Genomic DNA, 14,103 nt, shown 5'->3' on the forward strand with positions numbered 1-14,103 from the left:
ATTTTTAAACAATGTGCTATATTGATTTCTAAACAAATAATAACCAACGGTACAAGGATGACAAATGCTGCGATTATTGTTCGCATGGCTTGTAATATCATGCTTTTGCCAAGCGGCGTACGCAGCTAATTTCAATGCTCCACAGTCCATGCTCTCTTTAGACCGCGATGTCGTTTTTGCAGTGAGCAACTCAGCTGAACTTACAGGTAATGAACAGTGGTTTTATAGCGCTGATGTTATAGAAAGGTCCGCTTCACAGTATTTGCATTTTAAAGTTCGCGTTTACAACCAATTAGATACGCAAGTTCCTGTCTGGTTTTCAATTAGCTTTCCAGCGATAAAACGTTTAACAGTGACTGACGGCACTAAAATATGGGTAACGGGCGACAGTTTGCCTTTTAGCTCTCGTCCTGTGAATGCGCCGAACTACCACTTTCCATCCATATTGCCACCGTCAGCCTATACAGAATTTAGCGGTACCATGTCAGGCGAAATATTAAGGTACAGCTTTTCAGTCGCTACACCTGAATATTACAGCAACCTTTACATGAAAACCTTACAGCGGGATATGGCGTTTTTCGGCGCAATGGGGCTGCTTACTGTACTTTGTACATTGGGCTTTATTGCTAGCCGCAATTTAGTTTTTTTGAGCTTTGCCTCGTTCATTTTTACTATAACCTTTTGGTTTTTTCGCGTCTTCGGTTACGCGTTTGAACTACTTTGGCCTAATACGCCAAGTTTGAATGACATTAGCTATGCTGTAAGTATTTATTCTGTTTTGATTACCGCCTTTTGGGTTTTGTTTCAGACACTAGCCAGAGACAACCATGAAGTGTACGGAGTGAAGCCCGTCAAACTGTTTTGCGCAATTTTGCCTTTTATGGGGATATTACTATGGCAAAGCGTAGGGCTTGATTTTGCGCTAAAACTCCCTGTAATTCTCTTTTTCCCTTTCTTATTAATTGCCGGTATCACCATCTTTGTAGAGCACAAGCGAGGCTCTGACAGAGCCAAATGGCTTGCTGCCGCTATGCTTCCAGTAACATTTAGTACCCTAGTCCTTACTATTATTGCACTTTTTGAGGTCGAGCTTTATCTAGAGCCTATCGCCACTTTCATGACTGGGCTCGTGATGACCTGTCTGTTTATGGTCGCGCTTACCGCGAACTACATGGTTAAGGTTGTGCAAAGAGAAAGAGACGCACAGAAAGAAGCAGCACAATTAAAAAGTGAGCAAGCATTTAAACTAGAAGCGCTGGTGAAAGAGCGTACCCTAGCGCTCGAACAGACCAACAGTACATTGGCAGAGTTAGCTTCTAAAGATAGTTTAACGGAATTGCCCAATCGGCGTACGCTGGATTTATTTGTAGATAATACGTTTGATAAGACTATACACGATGACAAGGCACTCGCCATTGCGCTGATAGATTTAGACCATTTTAAAAGTATTAACGATACCTACGGACACAATGTGGGTGACGAAGTACTCAAGGGAATTGCCGATATTCTCGCGCCACTAAATAATGCAGATCAAGTAGCTGCTAGGTATGGTGGAGAAGAATTTGCCATTGCAAAGCGCATCAAACGCCCTAATGCCAACCAGTCTAGCGAAGCCGAGGAGTTTGCAAAGCAACTTAACGTTATCCACCACGCCATTAACCAATTAGCCATCGCATCGATTAATGACAGGAAGTTAGGAGCGTGTATAGGTTGGACATTATGTAAGGGCTCCGACGATATTGTCGAAGCCTTCAGGCGGGCTGATCAAGGCCTTTACGTAGCCAAAGATAAAGGAAGAAACTTAATCGTTCCGGCCTTATAACACTGTGATCACCGCCTTTCGCTTATCTTCTTTTGAAAACCTGAGCGCATTGTTTAAATCGTTAAATTCAAACAGGTTAGGTATTTCAACGACCAACGTCTGGGCGGCAACTTGTTCGAGTAGCGCCTCGCCGTCTTTTACCAAGCGCTGCCATTGTGACAAATCACCATAATCATGCAGCGCGCCTAGTGCTATCTCATGATAAGAAATAGTGCGAGTGAAAGGCGCATCAACAGGCACCTCAATACGGCCCAGAATACTCACTACGTGACCATTAGCTTCAAGAAGTGGCACAAGTGACGCGGCATAGTCTGGACCATTCGCGTCGAAAAGCGCGTAAAATGTTTGTCCTTCAGGTTTACCGCGATGGATGGCTTTAACTCCCATCTCATCGGCTTGCTCTTGCGAAAAGCTTCCTGAGATAACATGTACACTAAAACCAGCCTGAGAAAGCATTTGCGCCAGCAATTTGTTAACGGCGCCCATACCGCTAACCAACACGTCAGCACCCTTTCTTACCGGCACTTTGCTGAAGGCTTGCCAGGCAGTAAGCATCGGGCATGGCAAGGCAGCGGCTAATGCAAAATCAACGCTTTCTGGCACAACCATTACACGGCTAGCATACACCTCACTATGATCGGCAAAGCTTCCGTTTTCACCTAGGCTATGATGGTATGCCACTCGCCTACCCAATAGGCCGTCATCGACGCCCTCACCTACCGCTACAACAACACCCGCGCCATCTACACCGGGAATATGCCCTTTTTCCCAGTCGCGGGGGTTATCATCAATAAACTTCCAGTCTACGGGGTTAATGCCAATAGCATAGTTGCGCACGATAATACGCCCTGCTTCCGGCTCAGAAAATTCCCTTACGTTTTGCACCAGTGCTGCGCCAGCTTGTTCAAATTGCCAAACGTTAGCTTGCATAAAAGCTCCTTAACAAGGTGATGTTCCCAATTAGTCCCACGCAGGTGAGAAATCTGGGTTAGCTTGACGGTCACCACAATCTAGCGCGTCAATCTTTGCTATATCATCTGCGTCTAAGGTAAGTTCAAGCGCTTTGAAATTCGTTTCCAGGTTTTTGCGCTTAGTCGACGATGGAATAGTGACTAAACCATGGGCCAGCTCCCAGGCTACAACTACCTCAGCAGTGCTTACAGCATATTTATCTGCAATCGCAGTGATAGTCTCGTCTTTTAGGACTTTGCCAACAGCAAACGGCATATACCCTGTAACTGTGATGCCATGCTTCTCGCACGCTGCACGCACTTTTTCATTAGTAAGATAAGGGTGCACCTCTACCTGATTCGTGGAAATAACGCCGTCGCCTAAGATACTCACCGCTTCTTCAATTTGTGCCACGGTAAAGTTAGAAATACCAATTTCTTTTGTCAGGCCTAGCTCCTTAACGCGCAGCAATTCACCTAGGTATTCTTCCATACTTTCGCCATTTTCCGGTGACGGCCAATGAATAAGTAGCAAATCAACATACGACAGTTGAAGTTTTTCCAAACTCTCTTTTACGCTATCCACAAAACTTGCTTTATTCAGCTTGTCGTTCCACACCTTGGTGGTGACGTAAAGGTCTTCACGTGCAACAAGATTGTTTGCAATAGCGTCTTTAATAGCGCGACCTACCGCTTCTTCATTGCCGTAAATTTGCGCCGTATCAATATGACGGAAACCCACTTCAAGTGCCATTGTCACGCTGTTATAGGCTTCATCGTCTTTTAAGCGAAACGTGCCTACACCTAGCGAAGGAATTTTAGATTGTGACTGATTTACATTCGGCATGATGCCTCCTTGTTGGTTCCGTTATTTATGAAAGTGAGGTAATACATGGTCAGCAATGCGCTGCATAGCGTCTTCTACTGGTTGCGTATTACGTCTGAAGTGCAGGCCAATATTGTGGCGAGCCCACAGTATCTTGAAAAATATTCCATATCTGAAGACGAGGGTGGAGTTAGCACGCTAAACAATCACAAACTGATTGGTTTTAGCGACTCACCAAGTCTAAATAAATGGCCGCTCAAGCAAGATATTAACTTGCAGTACAGTCTTCGTGCGTCAAGTGGCGAAACTATTCGCCAGCTTTGCTTGGCAGGTCAAGGTATCGCGTTACTGTCTCACTTTATGGTGCACAGAGATCTCAGCGCGGGCACGCTTGTCGATTTGTTTAGCGAGGACATCGTCAGTCCAAACCGAAGAGAGTCGGTACAAGCGGTATATTATAAAAATAGCGCTGTATCGTCTCGTATCTCTGCGTTTTTAGACTTTATCCAGCCGCGGCTTACGCTTTAAAGAACGGCTATTTAGCCTGCCCCTTGCCTAGCATTTTTTTAAGCGTACTTTGAGGAATGGCATTCACAATAAGCGCTGCAATCATCAATATAGCGCCGGCCATCACCATAGGCTGCAGGGTTTCTTTAAGCAGTAGCACTGAGCTTACATAGCCCACAATTGGCGTGAGTGTGCTAATTAGAACGATTTTATCTGGAGGTAATTTAGGCCCCGCTGCTACCATAAGGCCAAAACCGAGACCTGTTGCCACTGGACCAATGTACGCAAGTAGCAACCAATCGCTTATATCATAGGCCGCAAAATTCGGCGTTGGCTCTACCATAAGAGCAATAGCGAGCATGGCGAAACCTGCAAGGGTAAACTGCCAAAACACCGCCTCAATGACGCTTCCTTTCCACTTGTGGAAAGACACCCTTCGAATAGCGACTGCCCACAATGCAGACGCCAGCAACATACCTAAGAGCGGCAGCCATGCGCCCGGTTGCCCCGAGGCAAATAAAATCATCGCACAGCCAATAGTAGAAATTCCGGTAAGAATTAATCGCTTTGAAGGCGGGCGTTGTCGATACCATAACGTATCAATAAGTAGCATCCAAAGCGGCGTTGTATAAATGAGAATACTAGCGGTTCCAGCTGGGATATATTGCAGCGACACCGTAATAAGGCCCATCGACAAGATAAACTGGAAAAACGCGACCACAAAAACCACAGACCGGTCTTTACGATTCAACACCGGCAAACGTTTCTTAGTGATAAGCACAAAAAGCGCGAGTACCGGAAGACTGAGTAGAAAACGCAGGCAAATCATCCACACCGGGCCAACTATCTCTAGCCCTAATTTCATGCCTGGCCAATTAAGCCCTAAACACAACACTGCAACTAAAAGCATTTTTATACCTTTAGATTGCGCTTTTTCCGCCACCGATAATGAAGACATGCGTTTTAAAAAATCCAATTACACGAACTGATTTAAGAGAAGCCATCACCGCTACAGGGGTTGAACTTGAGCGGGATATTTATGGGCGCAAATATAAGTGAATTAGCGGTGGATTAAAACCTTTCTAACCACGAAGCACATCGATTTATCGACCAAATGGTCAACTTTATAAAACCCTATGGAAACCTTACGATACAGGAGTAGATTGCAATGTGGGGGTTGTCCACTTCATGATTTTGGCGTTTTCTTTTTGTGCGCTATTCACATTGCTATTGTTGTTCCCGTCGTCAGTACTTTTTACGGTGTAATAGTTTTTGCGAGTTTCAATATGTTCAAAACCCGAGCACTCGTACAGCGCAATGGCAGTGTGATTACTTTCACGTACCTCTAGCCAGATTTCACGCATGTTATTTTCCATTGATGTCTCAATGACAAAATCAACTAGAGCACGGCCTACTCCTTTACCTCTGGCGTCTTTATCGACAGCAATATCCATCAGCGTTGCTTCATCAACGACTTCAAGCATAATCGCGTAGCCAATAACCTTTTCATTTTCAAAGGCAAATACCCCGTAATAGGGTTTAGTAAAACAATCCGCGAAGGTACTGAGTTTCCAAGGCGCCACTTGTGCGTCTTGATGAATAGCATGCGCGTGTTCAATGTACTCGTCGAAGCCTTGTGGCGGTACGATTGTTAACTTCATCGCCACGACTACTGTTCGGTCGAGGAGTTGTTTAACGTATGCCCTACGCTAATGAGTTGGGCCCATAGCTCACGTTTTTGCGCAGTAGAGAGTTTAAGCGGTGTGGCTGGCAATATAATAGCCGATTCGGTAACTGATAGCGTACGGCCAATCATAATAGTGGTAGCCCATTGTGACGGTATACCTAACTGAACACAGGCTAGCTGCAAGTCTTTCAGCCATTGCTGTGACTTCGCTTTCTGTTCGGCACTTAACGGAATACCTTCTGCCAATGCAGGCCCTTTCGCCTCAGTTGTTTTTATTACAGGTTTTTGCGAAGTAACCATGTTTCCGTTAGGTGGCAATGTAGCGTGTGCCGAAGATGCCCCCGTTTCGCTTTGCGCTACTCTCGCTTCATTTGCACCGTTTTTTTGAGTTCTTTCATTTAACGGCGCTTTATGCGTAGGCGTTTGGGCTGTAACAGCGTCTCTGGGCTTCGCTTTATCTTTTGCACTGCCGCCTACGTTTGCTCTCAACTGAGCAAGACGTGACTGTTTTTCTTCTTGAGAAATTGGCGTTGAAGACGATTTATTTAATGGAACATTTTGGCTGTAGGGTGTTTGTGTCGACGAACTATTTGACGTGCCAAGTGTATGGTGTAGAGCGCTGCCTTCTTTCAGGTTTGCCTGTTCTTGCATCTTCGCGTAGGCGTCTTTAGTGATCCACACAGGGATCCCCATTTCTTGTAATACCGCCTGCTGATATGAAGTAAGAGACATTGCCCAAAAGACCTAAAGTGAATTAAACATCGTTTCCGCCCAGTTTACTAAAGTTGCTGGCCTGATTGAATAGCTATCGCGTTCTTTTACCTAGAGTTACCTTTGCGCGAAATGCACGTTATCTCAAATACACTTTATCTAAAATACAATCGCCACAAGTCTATTGGCAGATATGTAAATATGTTAGGTCTGTAAATAGATAGAACAAGAGCCTAAATAAAGGTATTAAGCAACACAAATTGAAAAAAGTAAGTATGTGAAAGAATAATCTAAAGGAAAAATTTTTGAGGTTTGAACAAGGCTGTTCACAAAGAAGAGAAAGTGGCAGGGGTGGAGGGACTCGAACCCCCAACCATCGGTTTTGGAGACCGCTGTTCTACCAATTCGAACTACACCCCTAGCGCGATGTGCATTATACGGATGACATTAAAAAGGTAAAGCCTTTTTATCATCACAAATAACTGCATGCTTAATTAACACGCAATGCGCTGTTTTTTCAATCGAATACTACTGATTTCACCTGATGTTCAACTATGGTTCCAGATTTCTACCCAAAACCACAAGAGGCCCTTTATCTGAACTAGTAAGTGTAATTCTCCCCTGCCCTATATACCTTTGTCTGCATTAAGCGCAGCAAACCACAAGTCATTGGTAATAGCGACAATCTCGATGTGCAGCTTAAGTTTCTCGAGTGCCTCTTGTTCATCGATATTCATGATGGCGGCATAATGCTTAACCAGATCACAACTTTCAAGGTCATTGAGTTTATTAATAAGGCAACAGCTTGCTAAATCAAAATAGCGGTTTCCCATTGCCGCATATTCCCAATCAATAACTTTGAGCGTATTCTCTGTACTGATTAATAGGTGGTTAGTCAGCAAATCGTTGTGACACAGCACATAGTCGTCATTGTCTTCTTCGCTTTTTATTGCTTTGTTCCGAAACGCCTGCGCCTTTAAATAAAGCTCACTGTTCATATCGAGCTGCGCAATATCACGGTAATGCAGCCACCTGGCAGCTAAATTTAACGGTCTAGCGGTTATGGGCAGAGAATGAATACGCGCAAGGGTTTCAGCCAAAGTATGTACAGAAAGTCTATGAGTGAAATGCGTTGCACTGTTACTGTTGTCTACCCACTGTTCAACCCAGATGGTTTCATCGTCACTCAACCAAATCGGCTGCGGCGCAATACCCAATCCATACAGCTGTTGCTGCAAAGCAAACTGATGGGAACGCTCCACACCACTAAAGTCATCGTTGCCCATCCATTTAACCGCTAAATCGACAAGAGTATTGTCTAGTTTTTGCTGTTTATCACTCTGAAGGTGGCCTTCACTTAAATATGATGAGCCATTCACCGGGTCTTGAACCCGGTAAACACGATTTACCGCACCAGCGGGGTGTACCGTAATTCTTGCACCATCGGTAATATTAAGCGCCTTTTGCAGCGTGGCGATGATATCCAACCTGTTCACCCTGTTTTTTATATTGCACCAGCCACTGATAATAGCCAAACACCGCAAAGCCCACGTAACCCAAGAACAGGCAAGCAGATAGTGCATAACCCACTTGCAAGTATAAATACGCAGAAGCTGAATTGATGAAGAACCAATAAACCCAATTTTGCAGAATCTTATGGGCCACCATAAATGTGGTGACAACACTCAATAAATTAATGCTCGCATCTAATAGTAGGTACTCACTATTAAATTGTGACCCAGCCACTGTAGACAGAAACCAAGCTAGCATTAACATGCTAGGCACGATAAGTAAGTGTGCCCATAGCGGCCAATGAAGCACTGGCTTAACCTCGCCGTCTTCCGTTCCTTTTGACCACTGATAATAGCCGTATCCCGCCATTATCATATAAAAGAAATTAAGCGCCGACTGAAATGGCAAGGTCACCTGCCAAAATAGCCAAGTATAAATCGCCGTACTTACAAAGGCGCATAGCCAACACCAACTATTTTGTTTCGCCGCTAACAATACGTAAGCAATGGCAAGAACAACCGCTACCCATTCTAATAGCGAAGTAGCGGCAATTTGTGAGGTAAACTCAGAAAGAAAATTAGTCATCAAGACGACTTTCTAGATTGCATAGCATCGAAGTTAAGAAACTTGGCCACGAAGATAGCCTGCCCCACTTCTTCATGGGTCCTTTGCATTTCTTCACCAAGTACTTTCATTACCACACCATAGTCACCGGTAACCTGCGTGCTGGTTGAACTGGTTGAAACCGTGATGTCACTATAGCTATTTAACCTATCTATGAAATCTTGAATAGGCGGAATATATTCGTTGACTAAGGGGTACAACGACAGTTCAACCATAACTTGCATGCTCGTTTCCTTTTATTTTAAAACGCGTACTTAACAGTGATACCAAACTGACGACCATTACCTATTTGATAATATGGCTCTTCAAAGGCATATTCATCGCGAGGGTCGTTACTGAAACCACCAAACCCTCTGGTGTAGTACTCGCGGTCAAAGGCATTTTGAATCCATAGCGAGGTCTGCCAATCTCCATATAGCACCACTAACTCTGAATTAACCAGCGTTGTACTTGGTGCGGTCACATCATGGCCATCAGAAAAACGGTACTCGCTTTTATAGTCTACATCTACACGCCAAAGCATGTTATCGGTAAGTGCGTACTCACTATAAAGATTTGCCGTCCACTTTGGTGATTGAGCCTGTCTTTGCTCAGAGACTTCAGTGCCGTCTGCAAGCGTATACCCTTCAAACGTTGCGCTTAAGTAACCAACACTCGCATCTAGCTGAAAATTATCAGAAGCAAACCAACTAAGTTCTAACTCAGCCCCTTTGTTGGTGCCTAAATCAGCGTTATCGATAATATCCACGAAACCTGCTGTGCCATCATTACGGGTTATAACGTCAAAATCACTTACCTGCGTATCTTTTCTATCCATGTAGAAAATTGCTGCACGAGCAACCAGGTCAGGCGTCAATAACGGGCCTTTTACGCCCACTTCGTAGTTCCAGTTGTACTCTTCATCGAAGAAACGCTGATTATCGTTCACTCTGCTGTCGGGGTTAAACCCTGCGCCCTTAAAGCCGCGTGAAATACTCCCGTAGTAGAAATGGTCACCCTGTGTATACTGAAGCGCTACTTTACCGCCGACCATAGTGGTATCAAAGGCGCGTGTAAGCTGATTATTATCAGCGTAATCAAAATCGTAGATTTCTACTCTTAACCCGGCTACAAGCACTAAATTATCCTTCAAACGGCTTTCTGTTTGTGCATAGATAGCGGTAGTTGTTGGTGTATATTCACTGGCAAAGTCACTATCAAGGTACGTGTACTGACGCAGTAACTTTTCTTCGGTATTTTTATAAAATACGCCTGCCGTCCAGTCGGTCATGCCATCAAAAAGCGCGGCACTGTCAGACGACACAAAACGCAACTCACCTGTTTGGGTTTCGACATCGCGATAGTACGCATCAAAAGAGGTGTAACCCCAGGGGTGAAATCCATTGAATGTCCAATCTTCGTCGTAGCCATAAGCGATGTTATGAGAAGCATGAGTAGCAATAAGAATGAGATCGCCCGCGGCTGTATTTGTTGTAGAGCGCGCGCTTACCGCATGGGTTTGGTGTTCGTCAAAACCAGGCTCATCGGACAGGGTTTTGTTGTCGTTGTCCAACGAGAACGCATCATAGCCGTTATCAATATCGTACCAGCGATAGGTTAGAGCAAGGGTAGTTCGGTCGTCTACGCTGCCTTCTACGGCAAAACGCAATGCGGTTTCATCAATATTATTGGTATCGCTTCTCCCTAAAAACGTGTTTTCTACAAAACCATCACTTCGGTTATGAACCAGCGCAACGCGATACCCCCAATCAGAATTAATATCGTCGCCCGTTGCGCCTTCAATACGATAACTGTCTTTGTTACCCACACGGGCTTCAACATAGTCTGGCGCGTCGCTTCCTACCTCATTGCTTGAAAGCTTGACTGCCCCGGCTAATGCACCAGTACCGTATAGCGTGGCCTGAGGCCCGCGATATACCTCTAGCTGTTTGGTATCAAAAATGATGCCTGCCGCAGCAAGACCTGAAAAATCGAATTCATCGACGATAAAGCTCACTGAAGGGTTAATTGGCTCAGCAAACTGGCTACGCTCCCCAATACCGCGAATTTGCACGAAGCGGCCACGGGATGCGCCAGCAGCAAAGTTCACATTCGGAATACTGTTTAGCACGCTGTCGATATGGCTAGGCTGTCTGCTGCGAAGACGTTCTTGGTCTAAAATGGTCGCGCTGGCACTTAACTGGTCGAGTGTGGTTTGACGAAAATCACCTGTTACGACGACTCGTTCAATATCAGTTGACGTGCTATTTGAACTGTTACTTACATTGGTGCCTTGCGCATAGACTGCTACTGAACTCGCAAGCAATGATAGTGTGAAAAGTGTTTTATACATAGGATCTCTTGTTCTTATTTAAGAAAAAAGATCCGGGTCTAACGGCAGGTGATAAGGCTATATTGTGAACCATCCCTACGCCGGTATTATCCGGATCAGGTTTAAGGGTTCCCACACATGTGGATCTCAGACCGAAAACGGACACCCCTTGGTATTGAGTTAAAGCGCTCTGCGTAGAGGCTTCAACATCTGCGACGGAGTCTACCAGTTCGATACTCGCCGTCAAGCAGATAAGACATTAAGCTAACGTCATAATTTTATATGATATAAGGCATTAGAAACGTGCAGCTAGTCTGCGTCGATATTCATATTTAGACGACGGACTTCATCGTCAGTCTGTGCCTTTAAACCTTCCAGCGTTTTGCCATGTGCCGCTGGTTGACGGGTATCGGGGTCAACTTTCACGAAAACAATATCATCTGCAAAACAAATAGTTTTCTTAGTGGCTTTGTTGCGTACTAGGCAGCTCACAGTAATAGATGTGCGGCCCACCGCCTTGGTTTCTAGACCAAACTCTACGATATCACCCTGCATAGCCGGTGATTCAAAGCTAATTTCACCGATATGCTTAGTCACCAAACAATTGGTTTCTAACTGACAAATTGCCCAAATAGCAGCCTCTTCGTCTATCCATTCTAACGCGCGGCCACCGAACAAAGAATTAGCGTAGTTTAAATCGTTTGGCATAACTAGACGCCGAGAAAGAAAGCGCATTCGAATTCCTCATAATAAATCGCTACTATAGCGTCAGATTATACCGAAAAAACTGATTCATGGCGCTACCTCAATTACGCGAATGGCTTCTAGCCCCTTATTGTGACAATAACTCACAGCTAATTCCGCAGCTTCACCGCAGAATGCTGGTTATTTCTGGCAGTGATGAATTTTGTGACGCTGCGTTGTCCAACATCAGAACCTTAACTGATGAAGTTGCCTCTATACGCATCGCGATTTTTAGTGGTGACGCGTTAAAGGGTAAGAAGCGAAAACAAGTACTTGGCGTCGAGTGTGATATTGCCTTATTGGATTGCCGCTATTGCTTTAAGCCAGGTGATGTAATGGCAGTAGCGGGCATTGTAAAGCGTAGTGGTTGTTTAATACTCATTTGCCCAGAATTTAACGAGTGGGTCGAAAATATATCGGTGCCGTTCTTATCAGAAGGGTTTACGCTCAACCACAGTCGATACCTTTCTCGCTTCATTGAGAACTTGCGTAAAAACCCATACATGGGTTTTCATACTGAGACAAAGACTGTTCTTCCCGGTATTTCTATTTACGGCGTAGAACAAGAATCAATTCACACCGAACACACAAATGCCCATTTTCGCTCTGTTGAGCAAGAGTATGCGTACAACCAACTGCATAAAGCATACATGCGTAATCACCTTAATGCGCTTGTTACAGCGCCAAGAGGCAGAGGTAAGTCATCCCTATTAGGCTTATTTATCGATAGCCTTGTTAGAGAAGGTAAGCGCGTACTGCTTACCAGTGAACGTATTGAAAACGTAACAAATGTTTTATCTCGCTTTACAGAATCTGAAGACGCAGATGACTTGAACGTAAGGCTAGGTACGTCACAAGTGGCAAGTATGGAAACACAACGTGCGGAACAGCAAACTATGCCTAAAGGCTTGGTTAAATGGGTCCCGCCAGATAGTGAATTGCTTTTTGGCAAAGAAAACAAGAACTATGACCTCGTTATAGTAGATGAGGCAGCGTCTATGCCACTTCCCGTTATTAACCGAATAATTGCGTATAACCCACAGTGGGTGTTAAGCACCACACTTTTAGGCTACGAAGGCTCAGGAAGAGGGTTTATTCATAAACTGATTCCGAACTTACCAAACGGAACTTTACATCTAACGCTGACAACACCTTTACGTTGGTTTGAAAACGACCCTATCGAGGCCTTTTTTAATAACACCTGTTTGTTTGAAAATTATAACTTGAACGATGTGGATGGAACCGTCTACTCAGAAAGCAGCTCGAAAGATATCAGCGCCATTCTCGGACCAGTAATCTCGCCTGAACTAATAGCGACATGCGAATTTAATATTTTTTCTTTCGAAAAAATTAACGAAGGCATGCTGCTGCAAATCATGTCTTTGCTTTCACTTGCCCACTATCAAACCACGCCAGACGATTTCATGCGCCTAATGGATAGCCCAGACGTGCTTGTTGCCTCATTTACGATTAATGGATTTGTACTAGCGGTTGCAATAATAAATGTAGAAGGCGGAAGCTGTTTAAGCGATGCAGCATTTGGTATAGCAACGGGCAAACGACGCCCTAAAGGCCACTTAGGGGCACAGCGATTAACACTCCTATCAGCCGACGTTAAAGCCGCTACACAACGCTACTGGCGAATTAACCGCATTGCCGTTCACCCGAATCTTCAAAATAAAGGTATTGGCAGCCAACTGGTAAAACAAATAGTTAAAGAAGCCCATAAACGCGCTATTGATGCAATATCTACGTCTTACGGAACGACAAATAAACTTGATGGATTTTGGTCTAACAATGGCTTCGAAATCGTAGATTATGGTCGAAAACCCAATAAAGCCAGTGGTGAAACCAGCGCTTTGGCTGTGTTACCTCTGAACAAGTATACGGGTGAACTAGTTAAAAAAGTCGTCGCCCTCAAGGCGAGTTTCATTAGTGCTGTCAACCTGCTCGAACTGCCCAATTCTGTTCTTGAAATCTATATAAATAAGCTAAACCACTTTACACAAGGAACGCGAACGCTTGATGATATTTGGCCTATATTGAGTAAATTAGCGAGCGAGGCAAAGCTCCGCTCTAAAGCGATAAGTGACAGGCACGAGACCAAACGCAGTAACGGCACTGAATTGCGTAATGCTAACCTGTACGTACTGAATAAGCTTATAAAAATAATGAATGCGAATAGTTACATAGTATCACTATTTGAAGTCTCAAATATGAATATGACGCTTATTAAAGAGGTGCTAGAAAAAAACAGTTTTAAGGTAAATGGGGTGAGAGGGTCAACGGCAGCAATTAGAGCTATATTGCGCTCCGCATTCGAGTAACTTTCTTGGATACTGTTAAGTGAAGTGTCGTTAGATACGTTATTTGCTATCGCCCTTTTTACAAGTCACTTTTACGACAGTT

The 14,103-nt window shown here is 44.4% G+C and carries 12 protein-coding genes, 1 tRNA gene, 1 pseudogene and 1 riboswitch; of the genes and pseudogenes, 3 read left to right on the forward strand and 11 right to left on the reverse strand.

The genetic code is table 11. The annotated features are described in order from the left end of the window. Positions 1-64 precede the first annotated feature (64 nt). Positions 65-1,822, forward strand: coding sequence for a diguanylate cyclase (locus JC525_RS00860; protein WP_198813360.1), 1,758 nt, complete (start codon positions 65-67; stop codon positions 1,820-1,822). Here the strand turns inward: JC525_RS00860 and JC525_RS00865 are convergent. Together JC525_RS00865 and dkgB are read right to left on the reverse strand one after the other, a co-directional pair. Further along, the gene (locus tag JC525_RS00865; RefSeq protein WP_198813362.1) at positions 1,817-2,752 is read right to left on the reverse strand and encodes an alcohol dehydrogenase catalytic domain-containing protein; all 936 of its coding nucleotides are present in this window, start codon (positions 2,750-2,752) and stop codon (positions 1,817-1,819) included. The genes JC525_RS00860 and JC525_RS00865 overlap by 6 nt on opposite strands. A gap of 30 nt (positions 2,753-2,782) precedes the next feature. Continuing rightward, entirely contained in the window at positions 2,783-3,619 is an 837-nt protein-coding gene (gene dkgB / locus JC525_RS00870) for a 2,5-didehydrogluconate reductase DkgB (RefSeq protein WP_198813364.1), read from the reverse strand. A gap of 108 nt (positions 3,620-3,727) precedes the next feature. Between dkgB and JC525_RS00875 the strand changes: the two are divergent. After that, positions 3,728-4,126 (forward strand): annotated as a pseudogene (locus JC525_RS00875) (LysR substrate-binding domain-containing protein); the annotation flags it as partial. Between the two features lie 7 nt (positions 4,127-4,133). On the opposite strand, the gene JC525_RS00880 reads toward JC525_RS00875, so the two are convergent. The 9 genes from JC525_RS00880 to JC525_RS00920 form a co-directional block, all read right to left on the reverse strand. Then, on the reverse strand, positions 4,134-5,063 hold the full coding sequence (locus JC525_RS00880; protein WP_198813366.1) for a DMT family transporter: 930 nt from the start codon (positions 5,061-5,063) through the stop codon (positions 4,134-4,136). 187 nt (positions 5,064-5,250) lie between these two features. Continuing rightward, positions 5,251-5,766 (reverse strand): ribosomal protein S18-alanine N-acetyltransferase, encoded by a 516-nt coding sequence (gene rimI, locus JC525_RS00885; RefSeq protein WP_198813368.1) that lies wholly within the window; start codon positions 5,764-5,766, stop codon positions 5,251-5,253. Between the two features lie 8 nt (positions 5,767-5,774). Beyond that, positions 5,775-6,524 carry an alanine acetyltransferase gene (locus tag JC525_RS00890; protein WP_198813370.1) on the reverse strand — a complete coding sequence of 250 codons (750 nt, stop codon included), beginning with the start codon at positions 6,522-6,524 and terminating at the stop codon, positions 5,775-5,777. A 322-nt stretch (positions 6,525-6,846) separates the two neighbouring features. Then, positions 6,847-6,923, reverse strand: a tRNA-Trp gene (locus tag JC525_RS00895). Between the two features lie 206 nt (positions 6,924-7,129). Then, positions 7,130-7,999, reverse strand: coding sequence for a phosphotransferase (locus tag JC525_RS00900; RefSeq protein WP_442859505.1), 870 nt, complete (start codon positions 7,997-7,999; stop codon positions 7,130-7,132). After that, a complete protein-coding gene (gene pnuC, locus JC525_RS00905; RefSeq protein WP_198813374.1) occupies positions 7,956-8,600 on the reverse strand; it encodes a nicotinamide riboside transporter PnuC in 645 nt (214 codons plus the stop codon). The genes JC525_RS00900 and pnuC overlap by 44 nt, the downstream gene beginning before the upstream one ends. Further along, positions 8,600-8,863 carry a hypothetical protein gene (locus JC525_RS00910; RefSeq protein WP_014975943.1) on the reverse strand — a complete coding sequence of 88 codons (264 nt, stop codon included), beginning with the start codon at positions 8,861-8,863 and terminating at the stop codon, positions 8,600-8,602. The genes pnuC and JC525_RS00910 overlap by 1 nt, the downstream gene beginning before the upstream one ends. A gap of 17 nt (positions 8,864-8,880) precedes the next feature. After that, on the reverse strand, positions 8,881-10,971 hold the full coding sequence (locus JC525_RS00915; protein ID WP_198813377.1) for a TonB-dependent receptor: 2,091 nt from the start codon (positions 10,969-10,971) through the stop codon (positions 8,881-8,883). A 55-nt stretch (positions 10,972-11,026) separates the two neighbouring features. Next, positions 11,027-11,130, reverse strand: a riboswitch (TPP riboswitch). A gap of 129 nt (positions 11,131-11,259) precedes the next feature. Then, positions 11,260-11,685: an acyl-CoA thioesterase gene (locus JC525_RS00920; protein ID WP_198813380.1), complete on the reverse strand. Its 426-nt coding sequence runs from the start codon at positions 11,683-11,685 to the stop codon at positions 11,260-11,262. Between the two features lie 59 nt (positions 11,686-11,744). Here JC525_RS00920 and JC525_RS00925 point away from each other — a divergent pair, with 59 nt between their 5' ends. Then, positions 11,745-14,021, forward strand: a complete 2,277-nt coding sequence (locus JC525_RS00925) for a GNAT family N-acetyltransferase (RefSeq protein WP_198813383.1) — start codon at positions 11,745-11,747, stop codon at positions 14,019-14,021. Positions 14,022-14,103: the final 82 nt, after the last annotated feature.

The sequence above is a fragment of the Alteromonas sp. IB21 genome (assembly GCF_016405965.1).
Taxonomy (GTDB): Bacteria; Pseudomonadota; Gammaproteobacteria; order Enterobacterales; family Alteromonadaceae; genus Alteromonas.

What these genes read in the sequence shown, in the direction of transcription:
- JC525_RS00890 (WP_198813370.1), bottom strand. Translation starts at nt 6,524, where the DNA reads ATGTCTCTTACTTCATATCAGCAGGCGGTATTACAAGAAATGGGGATC.
- JC525_RS00925 (WP_198813383.1), top strand. Translation starts at nt 11,745, where the DNA reads ATGGCGCTACCTCAATTACGCGAATGGCTTCTAGCCCCTTATTGTGAC.
- JC525_RS00920 (WP_198813380.1), bottom strand. Translation starts at nt 11,685, where the DNA reads ATGCGCTTTCTTTCTCGGCGTCTAGTTATGCCAAACGATTTAAACTAC.
- JC525_RS00880 (WP_198813366.1), bottom strand. Translation starts at nt 5,063, where the DNA reads ATGTCTTCATTATCGGTGGCGGAAAAAGCGCAATCTAAAGGTATAAAA.
- pnuC (WP_198813374.1), bottom strand. Translation starts at nt 8,600, where the DNA reads ATGACTAATTTTCTTTCTGAGTTTACCTCACAAATTGCCGCTACTTCG.
- JC525_RS00865 (WP_198813362.1), bottom strand. Translation starts at nt 2,752, where the DNA reads ATGCAAGCTAACGTTTGGCAATTTGAACAAGCTGGCGCAGCACTGGTG.
- rimI (WP_198813368.1), bottom strand. Translation starts at nt 5,766, where the DNA reads ATGAAGTTAACAATCGTACCGCCACAAGGCTTCGACGAGTACATTGAA.
- dkgB (WP_198813364.1), bottom strand. Translation starts at nt 3,619, where the DNA reads ATGCCGAATGTAAATCAGTCACAATCTAAAATTCCTTCGCTAGGTGTA.
- JC525_RS00910 (WP_014975943.1), bottom strand. Translation starts at nt 8,863, where the DNA reads ATGCAAGTTATGGTTGAACTGTCGTTGTACCCCTTAGTCAACGAATAT.
- JC525_RS00915 (WP_198813377.1), bottom strand. Translation starts at nt 10,971, where the DNA reads ATGTATAAAACACTTTTCACACTATCATTGCTTGCGAGTTCAGTAGCA.
- JC525_RS00860 (WP_198813360.1), top strand. Translation starts at nt 65, where the DNA reads ATGCTGCGATTATTGTTCGCATGGCTTGTAATATCATGCTTTTGCCAA.